The following is a 22,403-nucleotide window of genomic DNA, read 5'->3' as shown; positions in this document are numbered from 1 at the left end:
CCCGGCATCGCAGCCGCAGCGCACCACCATGACGGATCCCCTGCTCGACATCGCCCGCCTCGGTGGCACCACCATGGGCACCACCTGGAGCGTGTCGCTGGTCGCGTCGCGCCAGCGCGACCTGCACCCGCTGCATGCCGGCATCCAGGCGCGGCTGGATGAGGTGGTCGCGCAGATGAGTACCTGGGAACCCGGCTCGGCCCTCAGCCGTTACAACCGCGCCGACGCCGGCCGATGGTGCGTGCTGCCGGCCGAGACCCGCCACGTTCTGGCCTGCGCACAGGCCATCGCATCCAGCAGTGGCGGCGCCTTCGATCCCACCATTGGTCCGCTGGTTGCACTGTGGGGCTTCGGCGCGCATGCCGGTGAACGCCGCCAGCCCGATGCCGCCCTCCTGCAGGCCACGCGCAATCGATGCGGTTGGCAGCGCCTGCAGTGGCAGGACGATGGCCTGTTGCAACCGGGCGGGCTGGAACTGGATCTCTCCGCGATCGCCAAGGGCTTCGGCGTCGACCATGTCGCTGCATGGCTGCGTGCTCAGGGCATCACTGCGGCGCTGATCGAAGTCGGCGGTGAACTGGCCGGCTACGGCCGCAAACCGGACGGCCAACCGTGGCGCGTGCTGGTGGAATCCGCACCGGAAGAGGATGCGCACACCGATACCCCGCCACGGGTGCTGGCGCTGGACGGCAAGGCAGTGGCCACCTCCGGCGATCGCTGGCACCAGTACCACGCCGATGGCGAGGCCTACAGCCACAGCCTGGACCCGCGTACCGGCAGGCCAGTGCGCCAGGTTGCAGCAGCAGTAACCGTGGTGGCCGACGACGCCATGCACGCCGATGCCTGGGCCACCGCACTGACCGTCCTCGGTCGCGAACCGGGCATGGCGCTGGCCGAGCGCGAAGGACTGGCCGTGCGCTACCTGCAACGCGCAGCGGATGGTCCCCGCGAATTCCTCAGCAGCGCCTTCCAGCGCCTGCTCGACGGGCAGGACGCATGAGCACTCGGCCATCGCGCGCGTGGCTCGGCAACGCACTTGTACTGATCGTACTGGCGCTGATCGCCTGGGCGCTGCTTCGCCTGCACCTCGGCGAAGCCTGGTGGCAGGGCGCGCCGCCGGCACGGCAATCGCAGATCGCCATCATCGCCACCGCGCTGTACGCGCTGGCCTGCGCAGCACTGTGGTGGCGCAGTCGTCCGCGCGATGATGCGGCGCCCGGCGGTACCGCACCGATCCTGCTGGTCTGGTCCAGCCAGACCGGCTTTGCCCGCGCACTGGCCGAACGCAGTGCCGAGGCCCTGCGTGGCGCCGGCGTGCCGGTGCGCGTGCGCGGATTGCATGAGGTGGATGCCGCGCTGCTGGCTGCCAGCCAGCGTGCGTTGTTCATCGCCAGCACTACCGGTGAAGGCGATCCACCCGACCATGCCCTGCCGTTCCTGCGCGGGGTGATGGCCACACCGCCCTCGCTGCAGCATCTGCAGTACGGCGTGCTCGCGCTGGGCGACCGCAGCTATGGCCACTTCTGCGGATTCGGCCATCAGCTGGACCAGTGGCTGCGCCAGCATGGTGCGCATCCGCTGTTCGATGCGATCGAAGTCGACAATGCCGATCCGGCCGCGCTGCGACATTGGCAGCAGTTGCTCGGACAACTTGGCGGGGGCGCCAGTGAACTGCCCGACTGGAGCCCGGCCGAGTACCAGCCGTGGATGCTGCTGCAACGCGAGCATCTGAACCCGGGCAGCCCCGGCGGCCCGGTGTACTGGCTACGCCTGCAGCCACCGGCTGGCGTCGACGTGCAGTGGCAGGCCGGCGACATCGCCGAGATCGGCCCACAGCACGCACGCCACAGCGCGCGGGCCTGGCTCGATGCTCAGAGCTTCGATGCAGACACCGTGCTGGATGACGGGCAGACGTTGCTGGCCCGCATCGAGCGCTCGCATCTGCCCTCGCTGGTTCCCCCGGGTGATCTGCCTGCGTTGCTGGCGACCCTGCAACCGCTGCCCCACCGCGAGTACTCCATCGCCTCTGTGATGGCCGACGGCGCGGTGGAGTTGCTGCTGCGCCGCCAGCTGCGCATCGATGGCACACCCGGCATCGGCAGCGGCTGGCTGTGCGACCACGCCGCACTCGGTGAACCGGTACAACTGCGCCTGCGTCGCAACGACAATTTCCATGGCGTGCCCGCCGATGTGCCGCTGCTTCTGATCGGCAACGGCACCGGCATCGCCGGCCTGCGCGCGCACCTGCACGAACGTGCCCAGCGTGGCGCGCGCCGTACCTGGCTGCTGTTCGGCGAGCGCACCGCCGCGCACGACTTCCACTTCGGCGAAGAGCTGCAGGCGATGCTGGCCGACGGCACGTTGGCGCGGCTGGATGCAGTGTTCAGCCGCGACGGGGGCACGCACCGCTACGTGCAGGACCGGCTTCTGGCCGAAGCAGCCACGCTGCGGCAATGGGTGGATGAAGGCGCGACGATCCTGGTCTGCGGCAGCCTGCAGGGCATGGCCCCGGCCGTGGATGCAGTGATCGAGCAGGCACTGGGTGCCACAGGCAAGGAAGCACTGCTGCTGGCCGGTCGCTACCGGCGCGATGTGTATTGAGGCCACCGCATCCTGGTGGGTTGAGGCCACCGCATCCTGGTGGGTGCGAACCTTGGTTCGCACCATGACGCCGTGTCGGCGGCCGCATCCACGCAAGGCGTGGATGTTGCCTACCGGCGCCAGCAAATCATCCCCCCGCCGCACGGACCCGTATTGCCAGCACCTCTCCGCCACCGGTGAGTGCATGCCGCTGCCGTTCCCCCGCCGCCAACCACGCGGTGTCTCCCGCCTGCAGCGCCGGCAAACCGCTGTCGGCAGCAAACGCCGCCTGGCCGGCCAGCAGGTGCAGCGCCCAGGCCACGCCCGGTTCGCAGAAGAAGAACATCGACCCCACCAGTGGCCGGTGCAGCAGTTCGGCCTGCAGCAGGTCACGCTTCCACATCAGGTTGAAGTCGTGGGTGGTGCCATCGACCAGTTCGCCGTGCAGCGCTTCCTCACCGGCAAAGCGCACCCGTCCGTGCGGAGGCAACACTTCAGCCACATGGCCATCGTCGAAGCGCAGGCGCACGCCATTGCCCTGCAGCAGCACCAGTTCGCGCTCAACGCCGGGAAACGCGGAGAAAGCGGCGTCCTGCTCGATCTCGGCCACCGACAGGCGCAGCGCCCAGTCATCCCCCTGCGCAGGCAGGCGCAGGATCTCGCGGGTCCAGCCAAGGCCGTTGCGCCAGCGCTCGCGGCGATAGTCCAGGCTGGAGATCACCTGGCTCGGAGTGTGCAGCAGGGAGTCGATGTTCATCGGCGCATTGCATCATGCTGCGCGCCGTCGTGCATCACCGCGTAGCGAGCGTACCCTGGCCACCGCACCCGCCGGCCAGCAGCTGCGAGTGCTTCAGCCAATCCTGGTCGGGGTAGTAGGCAAACACCATCGTGCCGCCCCGCAACGCATCGATGAGTGGTTTGGCCACCGACAGCCGCACCGCCGGGCAGCCCAGGCTGCGGCCGAGCCGTCCCTGCAGCTGCGCGGTGGCCGGATTCACGTACGGCGCGCCGTGGATGACGATCGCACGGTCGCGTGCGCGGTCGTTGAAGCCCGGCTCAAGGCCGGCCAGGCGCAGCGAATAGCCGTTGCCGCCCATGTAGGTTTCCTGCGCGGTGAACGCGCCGAGGCTGGACATGAAACTGCCATCGCGGTTGGAGAAGTGCTCGGTGTGGTTCCCGCCGCTGTTGCGGCCATGCGCCACCCACTCCTCGAACAGCAGCCGCTGGTGGGCCAGGTCGAACACCCACAGGCGTGGCTCGGTGGACGGCCGCGAATAGTCGATCACACTGAGGCGGTCGCCGTTGATGCCCAGCTCCGGCCGTTGCAGCGCGCAACGCATGGCGTGCGCCGCCAGCTGCAGTACGTGGCGGTCGGCCTTGGGCGCGCTGCGCGACAGCAGGGCCGCCAGATCATCGGCAGAGGCAGCGAGGGCGGGCGTCCGTGCCAGCGCCGGGGCGCTGGCAGAGCTCGCCAGCAGGCCGAACGCGGCCAGCCGGCACAGGCGGGATGCAGTCATGGGCACAACGAGGGCGTCAGTTGCCCTTGAGGGTGGACCCTGGCGGCTCGGATTCCAAGACCGGCTGCATCCCGGATTCAGCCGGGCTTGGGCGGACCGCCGGCAGCGAGGTGACCAGCAGGGTCGTGCCCGGCACCAGCACCTGGTACAGCTGGCGGGCGAAATCGGCCGGCAGCGCCATCGGCAGCGAGGGCGTGGCCAGCAGATCCGGGGTGGCCTGGGCACGGTCCTGGCCCAGCAGCGGATAGGCCGTCCACTGGTGCAGGCGCTGGCTCACGTCCAGCGGGCTGGGCGTATCGCTGTAGCCCTGCCCCATCACGAACAGGGTGGTGCCCTGGAACGCCGGCAGGGCGTCGGCCTTCAGCGGCGACTCGCCGATCATCACGCCATCGCGCAGCACATACAGGCGCTGGTCGTGCAGGCTGACCAGGATGCCGACCTGCCCGGCCGGCGCCGCACTGCCGTCCCACCAGGCCTGCGCCGGCGCCCCGCCCTCGGCCTCCGGCAGGGCCTGGCCGCGTGCATTGACCGGTGCCAGCACCGACGGATAGGCCAGGGTCATCGGCGAACTCTTGGCATCGGCGACGACCACGGTATCGCCGCGCTGGGTTTCGCTGAACAGCTTCTGCGCGAAGGCCTCCGGCAGGCGCACGCAGCCATGCGAGGCGGGGTGGCCGGGCAGGCTGCCGCCATGCAGGGCGATACCGTCCCAGGTCAACCGCTGCATGTAGGGCATCGGCGCGCTGTTGTAGAGGTTGGACTTGTGGTCCTTGTCTTTCTGCAGGATGGTGAACACCCCGGTCGGCGTCTCGTGCCCGGCCTTGCCCGAACTGATCGTAGTCAGGCCGATGGCAATGCCGTTGCGATACACGTAGGCGCGCTGCTCATCGAGGCTGACCACCAGCACGATCGGCCCGGTCGGTGAGATTTCCGGATGCCACAGGTACTCGCCCGGCTTCAGGTCGGTCGGCCCGCGTACCTCGGCGGTGCTGGCGGCAGCGGGCTTGGCAGCCGACGCCGGCGCAGCGGCATGGGCCGGCAGCGGCAGCGCCAGTGCAAGGGCGAGCATCAGGGTGGTAGTGCGGTGCGGAAGCATCCAGCGGCGTCCTTTCCATGCGGAGCGGCCACCGTACACCATCGGCCCGTGGTGGCCGCGGCAAAACCGGGTGGCGGAAATGAAACTGCCCGGCGACACAGCCATGTGTCGTACCGGGCAATCGTTACGTCCTTGTCGGCCTGCTGCCGCCCCCTCGCATCCTGCGCTGTGGGGGTAGCGTTGCATCCTGCACGCGGCCGCGTCTGTCCTGTTTGTATCTCAGCCCCTTCCACAGGTCTGTGATGCCACCATCCTGGTGATTGGTGCCGCGTCCTGCGGCGGTCGGTGGTCACGGCCTTCCTGTCCGTAACCGGTGAACCAGCCTCCTGCCGGTTCCGACGATTCCTGCTGTCAGCGCCTGGGTACGGTCCGCACCGGTACCGATCCGGGTACCGGATCCGCCGGCAACAACCTGTTGCCTACGGTGATCCGCTGTCGATTCCGTTCGACGATCGCTTTCCCTATCCCCTTCACCTGCGTCAGGTCCTCGACGCGATGAAACGGGCCGTGTCTGCGCCGGTGCTCGACGATCGCCTCGGCCTTGGTGGCTCCGACCATCGTCAATCCCTGCTGCAGCGCCTGGGCATCGGCGCGGTTGATGTCGATCGGTTCGGCGGCATGCGCCCCAGCGATCCCCACTACCAGCACCAGTGCCCTCAACACGACAAACCAAGGCACGACGTGTATCTCCCTGTGATTCTGGTCGCCCCGACCGGCGATCCCGTCGGTAGGAACAGTGTCCGTCACCACATGTGCACAGCCTATCGGTTTCCCGGATTTCCGTAAGCCAGCCAAATACCCGACGTGATGTAGGAAAAACCCTACCCTCGGCACAGGCGTAGAATGCGCGGATCAGCCCATGCAACCGGAGTTTCAGATGGACAGCGCCAAGCTCGGCCAATTCGTCAATGACAAGTGGGACAGCGAAATCGTCCCGCAGTTGGTCGACTACATCCGCATTCCCAACAAGTCGCCGATGTTCGACGCCAATTGGGTGCAGAACGGCTACATGGAACAGGCGGTCACCCTGATGGAGAACTGGGCCAAGGCCCAGGAACTGCCCGGCCTGAAGGTTGAAGTGGTGCGCCTGGAAGGCCGTACCCCGCTGATCTTCCTGGAAATTCCCGCCACCGGCGCCGAGACCGGCGACGACACCATCCTGCTCTACGGCCACCTCGACAAGCAGCCGGAAATGACCGGCTGGGATGACGACCTCGGCCCGTGGACCCCGGTCCTGCGCGGCGACAAGCTGTACGGCCGCGGCGGTGCGGACGACGGCTACGCCATCTTCGGCTCGCTGGCCGCAGTACTGGCGCTGCAGGCCCAGGGCCTGCCGCACGCCCGCTGCGTGGTGCTGATCGAAGCCTGTGAAGAGTCGGGCAGCTATGACCTGCCGGCCTACGTCGATCACCTGGCCGACCGCATCGGCAAGCCGTCGCTGGTGGTCTGCCTGGATTCGGGCTGCGCCAACTACGACCAGCTGTGGTGCACCACCTCGCTGCGCGGCCTGACCGGCGGCAACTTCACCGTGAAGGTGCTCAACGAAGGCGTGCACTCCGGTGATGCGTCCGGCGTGGTGCCGTCCAGCTTCCGCCTGCTGCGCCAGCTGCTGTCGCGCATCGAGGACCAGGACACCGGCCGCATCCTGATCGACGGCATGAACGTTGAGATCCCGGCCGAGCGCCAGGAACAGGCCAAGCGTGCCGCCGAAGTGGTCGATACCGAGATCTTCGAGAAGTTCCCGATGGTCGACGGCCTGCGCCCGATGAACGAGGACCTGACCGAACTGGTGCTCAACCGCACCTGGCGCCCGGCGCTGTCGGTCACCGGCGTGGGTGGCATGCCGGCGCTGGAATCGGCGGGCAACGTGCTGCGCCCGCAGACCTCGGTGAAGCTGTCGCTGCGCCTGCCGCCGACCGCCGACGGCAAGACCTGCGGCGAACTGCTGAAGGAAGCGCTGCTGCGCGATCCGCCGAACGGCGCCCACGTCACCCTGGACCTGGAAAAGGCCTCCACTGGCTGGAACGCCCCGGCCATGGCGCCGTGGCTGACCCAGGCCATCGACGACGCCAGCCAGGCCTTCTTCGGCAAGCCGGCCATGTACATGGGTGAAGGCGGCTCGATCCCGTTCATGGGCATGCTGGGTGAGAAGTTCCCGGGTGCGCAGTTCATGATCACCGGCGTGCTCGGCCCGCATTCCAATGCGCATGGCCCGAACGAGTTCCTGCACATCCCGATGGGCAAGAAGGTCACCGCCTGTGTGTCCAAGGTGATCAGCGAGCACTACGCCGCCAGCCTGCGCGGCGAGACCAGCGGTTCGCCGGTGGCTGCCGACAGCGGCACCCGCCACGGCGACCACGGCTGCTGCTGATCCGGCACCCGTGACGGACGCAGCCTGGCCTTGCTAGGCTGCGTCCACACTCAAGCGGAATCCGCGCGCATGAATGGTCTGTTCGGCAGCAGCAGCTGGCTGTACATCCTGCTGGTTGGCTTCTTTGTCGGCCTGCTCGGGCGTTTCTTCATGCCCGGCAACAACCGCATGGGCTGCCTGCTGACCATCGTGCTGGGCATTCTTGGTGCCCTGCTGGCCGGCTGGTTCGGCCAGTACATGGGCTGGTACGCCCCCGGCGAACCGGCCGGTTTCCTCGGTGCGGTGGTGGGCGCGGTGGCCGTTCTTGCCGTCCTGCGCCTGTTCAGCGGTCGCCGCTGACGCCGCTCCCCCTTCCTTCCTGTTGCCGACGTTGGTGCGCCCAGCGCGCCCGGATATGCCTGCATGACCGAACCCGCTTCCGATCCCCAGCGCAGCGCGCAGCGCCTGCAGTGGGCCCGTACCCAGCTTGATGATGCCGACGCGGTGGTCGAACGCGCCTCGGTCGATGCCGGCATGCGCAGCTATTGGCGCACCACCGGCACGCGCGGCAACCACATCGTGATGGACGCTCCGCCGGGGCTGGAAGATCCGCGGCCGTGGCTGCGCATGCGCGGCCTGCTGCACGACCACGGCCTGCGCGTGCCTGCGCTGCTCGCCCAGGACCTGGAAGCCGGCTTCCTGCTGCTGGAAGATCTCGGCGGCCCGACCCTGGCGAAGATCCTCGACGAGCGCAACGCCGATGAATGGTTCGGTCGCTCGATCGAACAGCTGCTGCGCCTGCAGGCGATCCCGGTACCGGCCGACTTCGGCCAGTTCGGCGAAGCGCTGCTGCAGCGTGATGCCGGCCTGTTCGACGAATGGTTCCTGCAGCGCCATCTGAAGCTGGAGCTGGACTGTGGCGAGCTTGAAGGCCTGCAGCTGGTGCACCGCCGCTTGATGGACAACGCGCTCGGCCAGGCCCAGCTGATGACCCACCGCGACTACATGCCGCGCAACTTGATGCCGGTCGACGATGGCCCTGCCGTGCTGGATTTCCAGGACCTGGTGCGCGGCCCGATCGCCTACGACGCAGTGAGCCTGTTCAAGGATGCGTTCCTGAGCTGGCCGCTGCAGCGCGTGGACGAGTGGCTGGCGCAGTACCACGAGCGCGCACGCAGCACCGGCCTGCCGGTGCCCGACCGCGCCACCTTCCTGCGTGATGCCGACTGGATGGGCATCCAGCGCCACGTGAAGATCCTCGGCCTGTTCTGCCGCCTGCGTTACCGCGACAACAAGGGCCACTACCTGGACGACGCACCGCGCTTCATCACCTACCTGGATGAAGTGCTGCCGCGCTACCGCGAACTGGCGCCGCTGCAGCGGCTGCTGGAAGAGCGCATCAAGCCGGCGCTGGCCGAGCTGGCCGCACCGATGCGCGTGGCCCGATGAAAGCACTGGTCTTTGCCGCAGGCCTCGGCGAGCGCATGCGCCCGCTGACCCTGCACACCCCCAAGCCACTGCTGGAAGTGGCCGGCAAGCCGCTGATCGTCTGGCACCTGGAACGCCTCGCGGCGCTGGGCGTGCGCGAGGTGGTGGTCAACACCGCGTGGCTGGCCGAACAGTTCCCGGCAACGTTGGGGGATGGCAGCCAGTGGGGCCTGCGTCTGCATTTCCTGTACGAAGGACAGACCCCGCTGGAAACCGGCGGTGGCATCCTCAACGCACTGCCGGTGCTGGGCGACGCCCCGTTCCTGGTGGTGAACGGCGACATCTGGACCGATTTCGATTTCACCACGCTGCCACGCGAGCCGCAGGGCCAGGCGCATCTGGTGCTGGTCGACAATCCGGCGCAACACCCGGACGGTGACTACCGGCTGGACGCACAGGGCCTGCTGCATCACGACCGCACGGGGCCGTGCCTGACCTATGCCGGCATCGGCGTGTACCGTCCTTCGATCGTGGCCGACTGGCGCTCGGTGATCGGCGATGCGCCGGGCAGCGAGCGGCTGCCACCGAAGTTCTCGGTGGTGCCGTTGCAGAAGCATTTCATGGTGCAGGGATTGATGACCGGGCAGCATCACCGTGGGCGCTGGACCGACGTCGGGACGGTGGATCGCCTGCGCGCGCTGGATGCGGAGTTGGCGGCGAACGGCTGAGCCCCTCGTGGCGGGTCGCTCAAATCAAAAGCCGTGCTTGGCCGGGCGAGGTGGGTTCGCGGGGGACGCCGTGAACCCATCCATGGGGGCTTGGCCGCGGCATCCATGCCGCGGACACCCCCTCGAACCCACCCCGCCCGGCCTCTGACAGTTTCCGTGTGCGTCCAGCCACGGAAAAGAAAAAGAAAAGCAGAAGCGGACCGCTTCGCTGCGCTCGCTCGTCTGTGTCGACCAAGGTCGACACCTACCAAGCACGGAGCACATCTGATCCAAGGTCAATCCCAAGGCCACCGGCCAACTGTCGAAGGCGGGGTGGCTCAGGTTGCGGGGGCGTGAGCGCCATGGATGGCGCGACCGAGGCTACATGGACGTACTTGCGCCGTCCCCCGCAACCTGAGCCACCCCGCCTCCCCCAGGAAGCCAGCACTTGATTTTGACGTTGCTCTGGCTTGCAGCGGGTGCAGGGCAGCAGCCCTGCAAAGAAACATCCCAACCTCAGTAGCGGGGCCGGCCTTCTTCCAGCACCTGGCGCAGGAACGGCACGGTGATCCGCCGCTTCGCCGCCAGCGATTCGCGGTCCAGCCAGTCAAGCAGGGTGATCAATCCACCCAGTTCACGACCGGTGTGCGACAGCAGCCACTCGATGGCCGCCTCGTCGATCGCCAGGCCGCGGCGCAGCGCGCGCTCGCGCAGCACTGCTGCTCGCCCTTCCTCATCCAGTGGCTGCAGCTGCACGCGCACGCACTGGCCCAGCCGCGAGCGCAGGTCCGGCAGCACCAGACCCAGTTCGCCCGGCGCCTTCTGTGCCGTGTAGAGCACGGTCACGCCCGCAGCGCGTGCCCGGTTGTGGAAATCGAACAGCGCGATTTCGTCCTCGCGGTTGCCGGCGACCTCGTCCAGGCCGTCCAGCGCCACCAGTTCGCGCGCTTCCAGCCCGTCCAGCGCCGCGCGCACCCGGCCGGCGGCACTGGCCAGCGGCACGTAGGTTGGCAGTCGCCCGGCCTGCTCGGCGCTGGAGCACATCGCCAGCGCCTGGTGGGTCTTGCCCGTGCCCGCCGCACCTTCCAGGTAGACCCAATCGTGGCTGGCGCCGACCGCGATCGCACGCAACTGCGCCAGCGCGCCGTCCGGCGCGCCGATGAAGGTTTCCAGGCGCTGGTCCCGCGGATAATGCAGGGCCAGCGGCAGTTGCGGCACACCCATCACTTCAGGTCGGGGCCCTTGTCGTCCGGAACGATGATATGGGGAGCGTCGACCACGCCATCAAGCACGATCGCCGGCTTCTCGCCCACGTACAGCTCGCTCTGGCGGTAACGTTGGTGGGCATAGCGCAGCAGCACGTTGGTCACCGCCGCCACCGGCAGCGCCAGCAGCATGCCGAGGAAGCCGAACAGCTGGCCGCCGGCCATCACCGCAAAGATCACCGCTACCGGGTGCAGGCCGATCTTGTCGCCAACGATGCGCGGGGTCAGCACGTAGCTTTCCAGCAGCTGGCCCACGGTGAACACCACGCCGACCAGCAGCAGCAACTTCAGGTCGAAGCCCTGCGCCTGCACCAGCGCGGCCACGATGGCCATCAGGATGCCGGTGGTCGCGCCCAGGTACGGGATGAAGCTGATCAAGCCGGCAATCAGGCCGATCAGCAGGCCCAACTTGAGGCCGACCAGCGACAGGCCGCCGGCGTAGATCACGCCCAGCGCCAGCATCACCAGGAACTGGCCGCGGATGAACGCCCCCAGCACCTCGTTGGACTCGCGTGCCAGCGCGCTGATGGTGCCGATCTGGTTGCGCGGGATTACCGACGCGACCCGCTCGACCAGCTTGTCCCAGTCGCGCAGGAAGTAGAACGCCAGGATCGGCAGCAGCAGGATGTTGACCACCCAGGTCACCATCGCAAAGCCCGAGCGCGAGACGTAGCCCATGAACGTGGTGGCGAAGCCGCCGGCCTGCTGCCAGTGGCTGCGCACCCATTCGATCAGGCGGTCCGGATCCAGCCACTGCATCACTTCCAGGCCGGTCTTCTGCTCGAACCAGGGAATGCCCTTTTCCATCAGCCACGCCTGTGCCTGCGGCGCGACCGCAATCAGGGTGGTGATCTGGCGCTCGATCATCGGCACCAGCACCAGCAGCAGCGCCACGATCACCAGCACCATCGCCGCGAACACCAGCACCACGCCGGTCATGCGCGAGCGGCCGGTGGCCTCGATGCGGTCCACCAGCGGATCGCCCAGCCAGGCCAGCGCCAGCGCCAGCACGAACGGGGTCAGGATCGGCGCCAGCAGCCACACCACCCAGCCGATCAGGCCGGCGAACAGGATGTACTTCAGGCGGCGCAGGAACTGCGCGATTTCCGCTTCCGGGGTCAGGTTCATCGCAGGCGGTACTCGTTGCTGACCGGCGCAGCGACCGGGGCACCGGTGGTGTCGTCGATCGGCGTCGGCAGAGCCGGCAGCGGTGCGCTCGGCACCAGCACGCCGTTGTCGCCCAGCATGCGGTTGAAGCCGGCCAGGCCGGTGGTCATCTCCAGGCTCAGTTCAAGCTGGCCGGCCGAAGCGTGCAGCGGGGTGACGTTGCGCACCACCGGCACCTCACGCAGGCCGGCGGCCAGGCGCAGGTAGTCGTCGGCACTGTTGATGCCGGTGACCACCACCCGGTAGGTCCCGGCCTGGCCGACGGCGGCGCCGGCCTTGGCATAGCGCTTGACCAGCGCATCGGCGGCACCATCGGCACCGGCCGCCATCGCGCGCATGGCGTTGGCGTCCTTGCTGGTCCACTTGTTCAGCTCACGACCGTTGTCGACGAACACCCAGTCCGCCTGCCAGCCGCCATTGGCGCGGTACAGCTTGCCGATCAGCTGCATCGGCGGCGAGTAGCGGGAGGAGGCGCGGGCCACGGCGGCGCTGTCCTGGCGCCAGATGGCACCGGCCAGTGCCTGTTCGGCGGCGCCACCGCTGGGCAGGCCCAGCTTGTAGCCGCGCTCGATGGCGCGGTTCAGCAACGGACGGGCGGCATTGGCCTGCTGCACGCTGACCAGGCGCGGGCCACTGCCGTCGTCGACGGCCAGCCACAGCACCGGCTTCGGTCGCGGCTGCGGCCACAGCGGCAGGCCCAGCGCCGATACCAGCGAATCGACGTCGTCCTCGCGGAAACGGGCCACCAGCAGGGTGCGGAAGCTCGGTGCGCCGCTGGCGCCCACGCTCTGGTCCTGCTTGTAGTCGTAGCTGGCCACGTAGTCCTTGGCATTGCGCAGCGCCTGTACCACGCCGGGGCGTGACATCACGTTGCGGTCGCCGGACAGCTTGCCCAGCACCACGCTCAGGGCGCGGGCCAGGGCACCGTTGCGATCGGCTTCGGCCTGGCTGTTGACGGGCACTTCGGCCTCGTAGGCACCCGAGGCGGTGGCAACATCTCCCTCGGTGCGCAGGCCGCTCTGGGCCATCGTGGCCATCGGCAGGCTCAGTGCAAGGAGCAGGGTCAGAATCAGGCTGCGGCGCATCAGGACATCCATTGGCTCGACGAATCCGGGGGAATTGTTGCCCGAATACGGCCTTTGCGCCAATGCGGCCTGTTAAAATCGCTCGTTCAACCCCTGCCAGCGCCGACGCCCGTGACCAACACCCCGTCTTCCGCCCCCTCCCCCCTCACCTACCGTGACGCGGGTGTCGACATCGACGCCGGCAACGAGCTGGTCGAGCGGATCAAGCCCCTGGTCAAGCGCAGCTTCCGCCCGGAAGTGATGGGCGGCCTGGGCGGTTTCGGCGCCCTGTTCGACCTGTCCAACAAGTACCGCGAGCCGGTGCTGGTGTCGGGTACCGATGGCGTGGGTACCAAGCTGAAGCTGGCCCATCAGCTGAACCGCCACGATACGATCGGCATCGACCTGGTCGCCATGTGCGTGAACGACGTGCTGGTGCAGGGCGCCGAGCCGCTGTTCTTCCTGGATTACTTCGCCACCGGCAAGCTGGACATCGACACCGCCGCGGCGGTCGTGGGCGGCATCGCCAACGGCTGCACCGAGGCCGGCTGCGCGCTGATCGGCGGCGAAACCGCTGAAATGCCCGACATGTACGCCCCGGGCGAGTACGACCTGGCCGGCTTCACGGTCGCTGCGGTCGAGAAGAGCGAGCTGAAGGACGGCGCCAGCGTGGCCGCCGGCGACGTGCTGATCGGCATTGCCTCGTCCGGTCCGCATTCCAATGGCTACTCGCTGGTGCGCCGCATCTACGACCGTGCCGGCCGCCCGGCCGAGCTGGAACTGGAAGGCGGCGTGAAGCTGGTCGATGCGCTGATGGCACCGACCCGCCTGTACGTGAAGCCGATCCTGTCGCTGCTGAAGTCGCATGGCGAAGCCATCCACGGCATGGCCCACATCACCGGTGGCGGCCTGACCGAGAACATCATCCGCGTAGTGCCCGACGGCCTCGGCCTGGACATCCAGGCCTCGTCCTGGACCCTGCCGCCGGTGTTCCAGTGGCTGCAGAAGGAAGGCGCCGTGGCCGACAGCGAGATGTGGCGTACCTTCAACTGCGGCATCGGCTTCGTGCTGATCGTGGCAGCGGACCAGGTCGCCGCGGTGAGCGAGGCGGTCAAGGCACAGGGCCTGGAACACTGGACCATCGGCCAGGTGGTCACCGCTGAAGGCGCCGAGCGCGTCCACATCGGCTGAACCCGGCCCCGAGGAGCCCGCATGGACGCAACGCCCCCCCCGACACCCGCCCCCGTGCCGCCGCCAACGACGGTGGCACCGGCGTTCAGCAGCCAGGATGCTGACCATCTGCGCATGCTGTCGATTGCGCACTACGTGGTCGGTGGCCTGATCGCGCTGTTCTCGATGATCTTCATCGTCCACATCGTGCTGGGCATCACCGCCCTCAACGGCAATCTGCCGATGAATTCCGGCGGCCAACCCTCGTCGCCGGCCGAACAGCGCCTGTTCGGCTGGATGTTCACCCTCATCGGCTGCGTCATCGTGTTCGGTGGCGTGACCCTGGGCGCGTTCGTCGCCTATGCCGGCCGCTGCCTGGCGCGCCGCCGCCGCTACCTGCTGTGCCTGATCATGGCTGGCCTGGCCTGCCTGTTCACGCCGATCGGTACCGTGCTGGGGGTGTTCAGCCTGATCACGCTGCTGCGCCCGCAGGTCAAGGCCGCGTTCGACACCGCCGGTACCGCGGCATGACGAGCCCGGGCACGCCTCCGCCGCTGCCGCAGCAGTCGCTTGCGCAGCTGCAGCTGGCCAGCCACCTGCAGACGCTGAAGGTGCTGTTCTACGCGCTGGCGGTTTTCCACTGGGTAGCTGCGCTGGCCTTCCTCGGTTTCATCGGCCTGGTCGCCAGCTCGCGCGGGCTGGACGATGGCGCAGTGCTGGCCACGGTGTACGGCGCCGTTTCAGTGCTGGCTGCCGTGCTGGGCTTCGTGCAGCTGCACACCGCGCGCCTGCTGTCGCGTCGCACCGGGCTGGCCTGGTGCCAGCGCACGGCCTGGCTGGCGGTGCTGGCCGGCCCGTTGGGCATGGCCCTGACCGCCTATGCCTGGGTGTTCCTGTCCAAGCCCGACATGGCCGTGCTGTTTGACCGCGGCGACCACCTCAGTGTCTGAGCCTGCAGGCAGACGACCGCCCCCTTCTGATCGACCCGACATGTCCTCGCCTGCCATCGCCGCCCCCGTTGCTGCCAGCACTCATCGCTTTTCACTACCGAAGAAGCTGGCCTTCGCCGCCGTGCTGGCGGTGTTCGCGATCAGCTGGATCCACCCGCTGTGGCCCACCGAACAGGCCCTGCACAGCACCCTGACCGTGATCGGCCTGGCCGCATTGCTGTGGATCGACCGCCGCGGCTGGATGGGCAACGGCGCCTTCATCGCGATCTGCGGCTTCATCGCGCTGCATTGCGTGGCGGCGCGCTGGCTGTACTCGAACGTGCCTTACGACGCGTGGGCGCAGGCGCTGACCGGCTGGTCGCCCAATGCGGCGTTCGGCTGGCAGCGCAATCATTTCGACCGCCTCATCCACTTCCTGTTCGGCGTCTGTTTCACGCCGGCACTGCTGCAGCTGGCACGCCATGCCTGGCCGGCGCTGCGCCGCGGCCAGGCCTTCAGCCTGGCGGTGATGACGGTGATGTGCGCCAGCCTGGTCTACGAGTGGTTCGAGTGGGCCATCGCGCTTGCCCTGTCGCCGGATGCCGCCGAGGCCTACAACGGGCAGCAGGGCGACATGTGGGATGCACACGCCGACATGCTGATGGCCACCGTGGGCAGCCTGCTGACCTGGCCGCTGGTCCGCCGGAGTACCCAGCAATGACCGCGCCCACCCGCATTGCCGTGCTTGCCTCCGGCCGCGGCAGCAACCTGCAGGCCATCCTCGATGCCATCGCCGACGGCCGCCTGCCCGCCGAGGTGGTCGGCGTGTTCTCCGACCGCCCGTCCGCCGCCGCGCTGCAGCGGGTCGGCGCCAGCCTGCGCTGGGCGCATGCACCGAAAGAATTCGATGACCGCGCCGCCTACGAGCAGGCCTTGGGCGATGCGCTGGCCGCGGTCGCGCCGGATTTGATCGTCTGCGCCGGCTACATGCGCATTCTCGGCGCCGCCTTCGTGCAGCGCTTCAATGGCCGGCTGGTCAACATCCACCCCTCCCTGCTACCGCTGCACAAGGGGCTGGACACGCATGCGCGGGCGCTGCACGCCGGCGATGCGGAGCATGGGGCCAGCGTGCACCTGGTGGTGCCCGAGCTGGATGCCGGCGCCGTGCTGGCCCAGGCACGGGTGCCGGTACTGCCCGGCGATGACGCGAACAGCCTGGCTGCACGCGTGCTGGCGGTGGAGCACCCGCTGCTGATCGCCACCCTGCAGCTGCTGTGCGCCGGCCGCCTGGCTGAACGGGAGGGCCAGCCACTGCTGGATGGTCACCCCCTGTTTAGCCCACTGGTCCTAGATTCCGCCGGGAACCTGAACCGGTAACGCCCACGCACACGCCCCGCTGACTGCGGGGCTGGCATCCTGCCCCCCTCCTGCAGCTCCTGTCCTCCATGAAGACCACGACCCTGCTGTCCACTTCATTGCTGCTGTCGCTTGCCGTGCTTCCCGGCGTGGGTTGGGGCCAGGCACAGGCGCCCGCCGCCCCGCCGGCGCCGGTGCCAGCGGTGCAGCCGCCGGCCGAAACGACGGCCCCGGCCCTGCCGGCATTGGCGTGGGAACCGCCGCCGCTGCAGCCGTTCAGCGCTACCTACCAGGCCTTCTACAAGGGCAAGGAAGCGGGCGATGCCAGCATGCAGGTCACCCACACCGGCGGCAGCCAGTGGCGGGTGGACATGCAGGTGGTCGGCCGCCGCGGCTTCGCCAGCGTGCTGGGCCTGAACATCGAACAGAGCACGGTGTTCGAAGAGCGCGGTGGCACCTATGCACCGCTCAGCCAGAGCACGGTGCGCAAGGGCCTGTTCCTCGGCAAGAAGGCGGTCGGCACGTACAACTGGCAGGCCGGCACCGCGCAGTGGAGCGGCGACGTCAAGAAGGAACGCGCGCAGCCGATCCCGCTGCAGCCGGGCGACCAGAGCGCACTACTGATCAACCTGGCGATCATGCGCGATGCCCGCCCCGGTGCCACCATGCACTACCGCTACGTGGACATGGGCAAGGTCCGCCAGCACGACTACCAGGCCGCGCCGCAGACCGAGAACGTCGAGGTCGGCGACCTGTCCTACAACGCGCTGCGGGTCTACCGGACCAACGGCGGCAACAACGAAACCATCCTCTGGATCGCCAACGGTGTCCCCACCCCGGTGCGCATCCTGCAACGCGAAGACGGCGAAGACCGCGTGGATCTGCGCCTGATCGAATACCAAGGAGTCTGAGCATGAGCACCCTGACCCGCCCCCTCACCTGGATCGCCGCGGCCGCGCTGTCCGTGGCCAGCCTGCCGGCCATGGCGCTGCAGCCGTTCAAGGCCGATTACCTGGCCAGCTACATGGGCATGCAGGCCAACGGCACCATGACCCTGGCCAGCGAAGGCAGCAACAAGTGGCGCTACAGCCTGCAGGTGAAGAACCAGCTGGCCGACCTCAGCCAGAGCACCGTGTTCGAGGAAGTGCGTGGCCAGCTGCGCCCGCTCAGCAGCCAGGACCGTTCGGCGCTGCTGGTGAAGAAGCGCAACGTGCAGGCCAACTACAACTGGACCAGCAACCAGGCCACCTGGACCGGCGACATCAAGCCGGACCGCGCCGGCCCGATCGCACTGAAGGCCGGTGACATGGATGCACTGCTGATCAACCTGGCAATCGCCCGTGACCTGGCCGCAGGCAAGCCGCTGACCTACCGCATGGTCGACGAAGGCCGCATCAAGAACATGACCTACCGCGTGATCGGCAAGGAATCGATCACCGTGGGCGGCAAGAGCTATGAAGCCACCAAGGTCTCGCGCGCCGACGGCAACAAGGAACTGATCGCCTGGATCGTGCCGGAGTTCCCGGTGCCGGCGCGCATGCTGCAGCGTGAGAGCGGCCGCGATGCGCTGGACCTGACCATCAAGGCGATGAACTGACCGCCCGGGGTCAGAGCCCTTTCCGTCGGAAAGGGATCCGACCCCGCGAAAAGAAACGCCCGCTTTCGCGGGCGTTTTCTTATTTCTTCGCTTCGGCCGGTTTCTCTTCGGCCGCCTTGAACTCGGTGCGGCAGTCCACGCGGATCTGTTCACCCGTGCTGCGCCAGACGAAGGTTCGGCAATGGCGGTTGCCGTCCTGGCTGTCGTTCACCGCAACCGCATGGAACGACTCGATGATTTCGTCGCGCGAAACGGTGCCATCGCCGTTCCAGTCCATGTCCTTCTGCTCGATGCCCTGGGTGATGGCGATGTTGGCGTACCAGGCATAGCCCAGCCACGCCAGCACGATCAGCACCAGCGCCAGCAGCGCCTTGCGGCGCGGGCTGAACTTGCCGCGCAGGATCATGGCACGCGCCGGATGGTGGCACCGAGCGAAGACAGCTTCTCTTCGATGTTCTCGTAGCCACGATCAAGGTGGTAGATGCGGTCGATGGTGGTCTCGCCGCTGGCCATCAGGCCGGCCAGGATCAGCGAGGCCGAAGCACGCAGGTCGGTAGCCATTACCGGCGCACCGCTCAGGTGCTCGCTGCCGCGCACGATGGCGGTGTGGCCTTCAACCTGGATGTCCGCGCCCAGGCGCAGCAGTTCGTTGACGTGCATGAAACGGTTCTCGAAGATCGTTTCATTGATCACGCCCACGCCGTCGGCCACGCAGTTGAGCGCCATGAACTGCGCCTGCATGTCGGTCGGAAACGCCGGGTACGGCGCGGTGGTCAGGTTGACCGCCTTCGGCCGCTTGCCCTGCATGTCCAGGGTGATGGTGTCGTCGGTGGTCTCGATCTTCGCACCGGCTTCGACCAGCTTGGACAGCACTGCATCCATGGTGTTCGGGCGCGCACGATTGACCGTAACCTTGCCACCGGTCATCGCCGCGGCCACCAGGAAGGTGCCGGTTTCGATGCGGTCGGGCAGCACTTCGTGGCGCCCACCGGACAGGCGCTCGACGCCTTCGATGACCAGGCGGGCAGTGCCCAGGCCTTCGATCTTCGCACCCAGCGCGATCAGGCAATGCGCCAGATCGGTCACTTCCGGTTCCATCGCGCAGTTGTCGAGGATGGTGGTGCCTTCGGCCAGCACCGCGCCCATCAGCACGTTCTCGGTGCCGGTGACGCTGACCATGTCGAAGGTGAAATGGCCGCCCTTCAGGCGCTTGGCGGTGGCCTTGATGAAGCCGTTCTCGACCACGATCTCGGCGCCCAGGGCCTGCAGGCCCTTGATGTGCTGGTCGACCGGACGCGAACCGATCGCGCAGCCGCCAGGCAGCGATACTTCCGCCGCGCCGAAGCGGGCCAGCAGCGGGCCCAGCACCAGGATCGAGGCGCGCATGGTCTTGACCAGCTCGTACGGTGCCACGTGCTGGTTGACCGGACGCGGGTCGACCACGATCGCGCTGCCGCGCGACAGCGTGCCCTGGTCGATGGTGACCTTGGCGCCCAGTTCGCCCAGCAGCTTCACCGTGGTGACCACGTCGTGCAGGTGCGGCACGTTGGTGATCTCCACCGGCGCATCAGCCAGCAAGGTCGCGCAGAGAATGGGGAGGACGGCGTTCTTGGCGCCGGAGATGCTCACTTCACCGTGCAGCGCAGCGCCGCCGGTCACAACGATCTTGGCCATGTATTCGGGATCTTCTGCGGTTCAGCCGGCTTCGGCCGGGGTCACGGTTTTCAGCGCCAGCGCGTGGATCGCGCCGCCCATCAGGTCGCCCAGGGTGGCATAGACCATCCGGTGGCGGGCCAGCGGCATCTTTCCGGCAAAGGCCTCGCAGACCACGGTCGCGTCGAAATGCACGCCATCATCGCCGTGCACGTCGGCGCGGGCGCCGGGCAGGCCGGTTTCGATCAGGTTGCGGATGGTGTCGGCGTCCAACGGGCTTTCCTAATAAAATGTGCCTCCATTCTACTTCCGCTGCGTGGCGTCCGCATGGCCGAGTCCCTCCTGCCCCCCCGTTCCGTCGATCCGGCCAGCCTGGTCGCCAGTGGCCGCCGCGTCTTCGAGATCGAACAGCAGGCACTGGATGCCGTGGCCGACCGCCTTGGCGAGGCTTTCCAGCAGGCCTGCCAGGCGATACTGGCCAGCCGTGGCCGGGTGGTCGCCACCGGCATGGGGAAGTCCGGGCATATCGCCCGCAAGATCGCCGCCACCCTGGCCTCCACCGGCACGCCGGCGTTCTACGTCCACCCCGGCGAAGCCGGCCACGGCGACCTGGGCATGATCACCGAGGACGACGTCGTGCTGGCTCTGTCCTATTCGGGTGAATCGGATGAGGTGCTGATGCTGCTGCCGGTGCTCAAGCGCCAGGGCAACGTGCTGATTTCCATGACCGGCCGCCCGCAGTCGAGCCTGGCCACCGCCGCCGACATCCACCTGGACGTCAGCGTGCCGGCCGAGGCCTGCCCGCTGGCGCTCGCGCCGACCTCCAGCACCACCGCCTCGCTGGCGATGGGCGATGCGCTGGCCGTGGCCCTGCTCGATGCACGCGGCTTCACCGCCGACGACTTCGCCCGCTCGCACCCGGCCGGCAGCCTCGGCCGCCGCCTGCTGCTGCACATCACCGACGTCATGCACACCGGCGAGGACCTGCCCAGCGTGGGTGCCGATGCCAGCCTCAGCGAGGCCCTGATGGAAATGAGCCGCAAACGCCTGGGCATGACCGCCGTGGTCGACGACGGCGGCGTGCTGATCGGCCTGTTCACCGACGGCGACCTGCGCCGGGCGCTGGACAGTGCGCTGGACGTACGGACCGCGAAGATCGCCGATGTGATGACCCGCAACCCGCGCACCATCGGCGCCGACCAGCTGGCCGTGGAGGCCGCCCGGCTGATGGAGACCCACAAGATCACCGGCCTGATCGTGGTCGACGGCCAGGGCCGCGCGGTCGGCGCCCTGAACATTCATGACCTGTTGCGGGCCCGGGTGGTTTAACCGACAGTCCGTAGACCCCATTCAGTCTGTACCGCCCCAACCCGAACCCATCGAGCCTGCCACCCTGATGCCCTGGTCCCCCCTGCCCGCCTTCCCCGCCCATCTGCATGCCGCCGCGGCCCGTGTCCGCCTGGCCTGCTTCGACGTGGACGGCACCCTCACCGACGGTCAGCTGTACTACGACAAGGACGGCAACGAGAGCAAGGCGTACTTCGTGCAGGATGGCCTGGGCCTGAAACTGCTGCAACAGCACGGCATCCATCCCGTGCTGATCACTGCGCGCAACAGCCAGTCCGCGCTCAGGCGCGGCGCCGACCTCGGCATCGACACCCAGATCGCCGTGGGCGACAAGCTGGCCAGCGTGCAGGCACTGTGCGCGCAGCACGGCGTCGGTCTGGAGCAGGTGGCCTTCATGGGCGACGACCTGCCGGACCTGGCGCCGCTGGGCGCGGTCGGCCTGGCGGTGGCACCGGCCAACGCCCACCCGTGGATCGCCGAGCGCGTGCACTGGCAGACCCGCGCCAATGGCGGGCGTGGCGCCGCGCGCGAGCTGTGCGACATCCTGCTGGCCGCCCAGGGCCACGTGGACGCGGTCCTTGCGAGGTTCGGCGCATGAACCTGCCGACCCTGAACTGGCGCACCCTGCTCGGAATCGGCCTGCTGCTGGCGGCCCTGCTCAGCAGCTGGGCCGCCCTGCGCAACCGCGACAAGGCGCCGGCCAGTGCCGGCCAGGACGCCGGTGTGGACTACATCCTGCACGACTTCCAGATCGTCGCCCTGGATGAGCACGGCAAGGAATCGACCACCCTGCGCGCCCCGTTGCTGGAGCGCCAGCGTGGCGACCAGACCATCAACATCGCCACGCCGCTGTTCGAGATGCCGGACAAGGATGGCAAGCACTGGACCCTGCGCGCCGAGACCGGCTGGCTCAGCGCCAAGGGCGACGAGATGAAGCTGCGCGGCAATGTCGCCGGCGACAGCCCGGCCGACCCGGGCGTAGTGCCGACCACCTTCCGCACCGACCACCTGGACGTGTTCCCGAAAGAGAACCGTGCCCGCACCGATGCACTGGTCACCATGACCCGCCCCGGCATGGAACAGTCCGGCGTTGGCTTCGAGGTGGATTCGAAGAACAACACGTATCATTTCCTCAGCCAGTCCAAGGGCCGCTACACGCCCCGACGCTGATTCCGCC

The 22,403-nt window shown here is 68.2% G+C and carries 26 protein-coding genes; 16 read left to right on the top strand and 10 right to left on the bottom strand.

Annotation, left to right across the window (positions count from 1 at the left end; all coding sequences use genetic code 11):
• Positions 1-28: 28 nt before the first annotated feature.
• Positions 29-1,000 (top strand): FAD:protein FMN transferase, encoded by a 972-nt coding sequence (locus tag B9Y82_RS03400; protein WP_100471533.1) that lies wholly within the window; start codon positions 29-31, stop codon positions 998-1,000.
• Positions 997-2,601, top strand: coding sequence for a sulfite reductase subunit alpha (locus B9Y82_RS03395; RefSeq protein ID WP_100471532.1), 1,605 nt, complete (start codon positions 997-999; stop codon positions 2,599-2,601). Before B9Y82_RS03400 ends, B9Y82_RS03395 begins: the two co-directional genes overlap by 4 nt.
• Before the next feature lie 127 nt (positions 2,602-2,728).
• Here the strand turns inward: B9Y82_RS03395 and B9Y82_RS03390 are convergent, their stop codons facing one another.
• The 4 genes from B9Y82_RS03390 to B9Y82_RS03375 form a co-directional block, all read right to left on the bottom strand.
• Entirely contained in the window at positions 2,729-3,337 is a 609-nt protein-coding gene (locus B9Y82_RS03390) for a HutD/Ves family protein (protein WP_100471531.1), read from the bottom strand.
• A gap of 34 nt (positions 3,338-3,371) precedes the next feature.
• Positions 3,372-4,097, bottom strand: coding sequence for a murein L,D-transpeptidase catalytic domain family protein (locus tag B9Y82_RS03385; protein WP_100471530.1), 726 nt, complete (start codon positions 4,095-4,097; stop codon positions 3,372-3,374).
• A gap of 16 nt (positions 4,098-4,113) precedes the next feature.
• The gene (locus B9Y82_RS03380) at positions 4,114-5,193 is read right to left on the bottom strand and encodes a L,D-transpeptidase (protein WP_100471529.1); all 1,080 of its coding nucleotides are present in this window, start codon (positions 5,191-5,193) and stop codon (positions 4,114-4,116) included.
• Between the two features lie 351 nt (positions 5,194-5,544).
• Positions 5,545-5,871 carry a ComEA family DNA-binding protein gene (locus tag B9Y82_RS03375; RefSeq protein WP_049422785.1) on the bottom strand — a complete coding sequence of 109 codons (327 nt, stop codon included), beginning with the start codon at positions 5,869-5,871 and terminating at the stop codon, positions 5,545-5,547.
• Between the two features lie 199 nt (positions 5,872-6,070).
• Here B9Y82_RS03375 and B9Y82_RS03370 point away from each other — a divergent pair, with 199 nt between their 5' ends.
• The 4 genes from B9Y82_RS03370 to murU all read left to right on the top strand — a co-directional run bounded on the left by B9Y82_RS03370 (position 6,071) and on the right by murU (position 9,699).
• Positions 6,071-7,564, top strand: coding sequence for a M20 family metallopeptidase (locus tag B9Y82_RS03370; RefSeq protein WP_049422700.1), 1,494 nt, complete (start codon positions 6,071-6,073; stop codon positions 7,562-7,564).
• A gap of 69 nt (positions 7,565-7,633) precedes the next feature.
• A complete protein-coding gene (locus B9Y82_RS03365) occupies positions 7,634-7,903 on the top strand; it encodes a GlsB/YeaQ/YmgE family stress response membrane protein (protein ID WP_005415577.1) in 270 nt (89 codons plus the stop codon).
• 63 nt (positions 7,904-7,966) lie between these two features.
• A complete protein-coding gene (locus B9Y82_RS03360) occupies positions 7,967-8,992 on the top strand; it encodes an aminoglycoside phosphotransferase family protein (protein WP_100471527.1) in 1,026 nt (341 codons plus the stop codon).
• The gene (gene murU / locus B9Y82_RS03355) at positions 8,989-9,699 is read left to right on the top strand and encodes an N-acetylmuramate alpha-1-phosphate uridylyltransferase MurU (RefSeq protein ID WP_100471526.1); all 711 of its coding nucleotides are present in this window, start codon (positions 8,989-8,991) and stop codon (positions 9,697-9,699) included. The genes B9Y82_RS03360 and murU overlap by 4 nt, the downstream gene beginning before the upstream one ends.
• A 495-nt stretch (positions 9,700-10,194) precedes the next feature.
• Here murU and hda read toward each other — a convergent pair whose 3' ends face one another.
• The 3 genes from hda to B9Y82_RS03340 are packed head-to-tail and all read right to left on the bottom strand — an operon-like array spanning position 10,195 to position 13,207.
• On the bottom strand, positions 10,195-10,902 hold the full coding sequence (hda, locus tag B9Y82_RS03350; protein WP_100471525.1) for a DnaA regulatory inactivator Hda: 708 nt from the start codon (positions 10,900-10,902) through the stop codon (positions 10,195-10,197).
• Positions 10,902-12,071: an AI-2E family transporter gene (locus B9Y82_RS03345; RefSeq protein ID WP_100471524.1), complete on the bottom strand. Its 1,170-nt coding sequence runs from the start codon at positions 12,069-12,071 to the stop codon at positions 10,902-10,904. Before B9Y82_RS03345 ends, hda begins: the two co-directional genes overlap by 1 nt.
• On the bottom strand, positions 12,068-13,207 hold the full coding sequence (locus B9Y82_RS03340; protein WP_100471523.1) for a DUF2066 domain-containing protein: 1,140 nt from the start codon (positions 13,205-13,207) through the stop codon (positions 12,068-12,070). Before B9Y82_RS03340 ends, B9Y82_RS03345 begins: the two co-directional genes overlap by 4 nt.
• A gap of 99 nt (positions 13,208-13,306) precedes the next feature.
• On the opposite strand from B9Y82_RS03340, the gene purM reads away from it, so the two are divergent.
• The 7 genes from purM to B9Y82_RS03305 all read left to right on the top strand — a co-directional run bounded on the left by purM (position 13,307) and on the right by B9Y82_RS03305 (position 18,226).
• Positions 13,307-14,365 (top strand): phosphoribosylformylglycinamidine cyclo-ligase, encoded by a 1,059-nt coding sequence (gene purM / locus B9Y82_RS03335; protein ID WP_100471522.1) that lies wholly within the window; start codon positions 13,307-13,309, stop codon positions 14,363-14,365.
• A 21-nt stretch (positions 14,366-14,386) separates the two neighbouring features.
• Positions 14,387-14,875, top strand: a complete 489-nt coding sequence (locus tag B9Y82_RS03330) for a hypothetical protein (RefSeq protein WP_100471521.1) — start codon at positions 14,387-14,389, stop codon at positions 14,873-14,875.
• On the top strand, positions 14,872-15,294 hold the full coding sequence (locus tag B9Y82_RS03325) for a hypothetical protein (RefSeq protein ID WP_100471520.1): 423 nt from the start codon (positions 14,872-14,874) through the stop codon (positions 15,292-15,294). Before B9Y82_RS03330 ends, B9Y82_RS03325 begins: the two co-directional genes overlap by 4 nt.
• A 40-nt stretch (positions 15,295-15,334) precedes the next feature.
• The gene (locus tag B9Y82_RS03320; protein WP_100471519.1) at positions 15,335-15,994 is read left to right on the top strand and encodes a DUF2238 domain-containing protein; all 660 of its coding nucleotides are present in this window, start codon (positions 15,335-15,337) and stop codon (positions 15,992-15,994) included.
• Positions 15,991-16,650, top strand: coding sequence for a phosphoribosylglycinamide formyltransferase (gene purN / locus B9Y82_RS03315; protein ID WP_100471518.1), 660 nt, complete (start codon positions 15,991-15,993; stop codon positions 16,648-16,650). The genes B9Y82_RS03320 and purN overlap by 4 nt, the downstream gene beginning before the upstream one ends.
• 68 nt (positions 16,651-16,718) lie before the next feature.
• Positions 16,719-17,540 (top strand): DUF3108 domain-containing protein, encoded by an 822-nt coding sequence (locus B9Y82_RS03310; protein WP_100471517.1) that lies wholly within the window; start codon positions 16,719-16,721, stop codon positions 17,538-17,540.
• A gap of 2 nt (positions 17,541-17,542) precedes the next feature.
• On the top strand, positions 17,543-18,226 hold the full coding sequence (locus B9Y82_RS03305; protein ID WP_100471516.1) for a DUF3108 domain-containing protein: 684 nt from the start codon (positions 17,543-17,545) through the stop codon (positions 18,224-18,226).
• 79 nt (positions 18,227-18,305) lie between these two features.
• Here the strand turns inward: B9Y82_RS03305 and B9Y82_RS03300 are convergent, their stop codons facing one another.
• Genes B9Y82_RS03300 through B9Y82_RS03290 form a run of 3 tightly spaced genes read right to left on the bottom strand, consistent with a single transcriptional unit; the run spans position 18,306 to position 20,152 of the window.
• On the bottom strand, positions 18,306-18,632 hold the full coding sequence (locus B9Y82_RS03300; RefSeq protein WP_100471515.1) for a hypothetical protein: 327 nt from the start codon (positions 18,630-18,632) through the stop codon (positions 18,306-18,308).
• Positions 18,629-19,900 carry a UDP-N-acetylglucosamine 1-carboxyvinyltransferase gene (gene murA, locus B9Y82_RS03295; RefSeq protein ID WP_014646237.1) on the bottom strand — a complete coding sequence of 424 codons (1,272 nt, stop codon included), beginning with the start codon at positions 19,898-19,900 and terminating at the stop codon, positions 18,629-18,631. Before murA ends, B9Y82_RS03300 begins: the two co-directional genes overlap by 4 nt.
• Positions 19,901-19,921: 21 nt before the next feature.
• Positions 19,922-20,152, bottom strand: coding sequence for a BolA family protein (locus B9Y82_RS03290; RefSeq protein WP_100471514.1), 231 nt, complete (start codon positions 20,150-20,152; stop codon positions 19,922-19,924).
• Between the two features lie 54 nt (positions 20,153-20,206).
• On the opposite strand from B9Y82_RS03290, the gene B9Y82_RS03285 reads away from it, so the two are divergent.
• The 3 genes from B9Y82_RS03285 (at position 20,207) to lptC (ending at position 22,396) form a co-directional block, all read left to right on the top strand.
• A complete protein-coding gene (locus tag B9Y82_RS03285; RefSeq protein WP_100471513.1) occupies positions 20,207-21,208 on the top strand; it encodes a KpsF/GutQ family sugar-phosphate isomerase in 1,002 nt (333 codons plus the stop codon).
• Between the two features lie 67 nt (positions 21,209-21,275).
• Positions 21,276-21,824 (top strand): KdsC family phosphatase, encoded by a 549-nt coding sequence (locus tag B9Y82_RS03280; protein ID WP_100471512.1) that lies wholly within the window; start codon positions 21,276-21,278, stop codon positions 21,822-21,824.
• Positions 21,821-22,396, top strand: a complete 576-nt coding sequence (gene lptC / locus B9Y82_RS03275) for an LPS export ABC transporter periplasmic protein LptC (protein WP_100471511.1) — start codon at positions 21,821-21,823, stop codon at positions 22,394-22,396. Before B9Y82_RS03280 ends, lptC begins: the two co-directional genes overlap by 4 nt.
• Positions 22,397-22,403: the final 7 nt, after the last annotated feature.

The organism is Stenotrophomonas maltophilia, from assembly GCF_002799155.1.
GTDB classification, from domain to species: Bacteria; Pseudomonadota; Gammaproteobacteria; order Xanthomonadales; family Xanthomonadaceae; genus Stenotrophomonas; species Stenotrophomonas maltophilia_R.
Note: the sequence above shows the minus strand (reverse complement) of the source record. Positions and strands in the feature narration are given on the sequence as shown.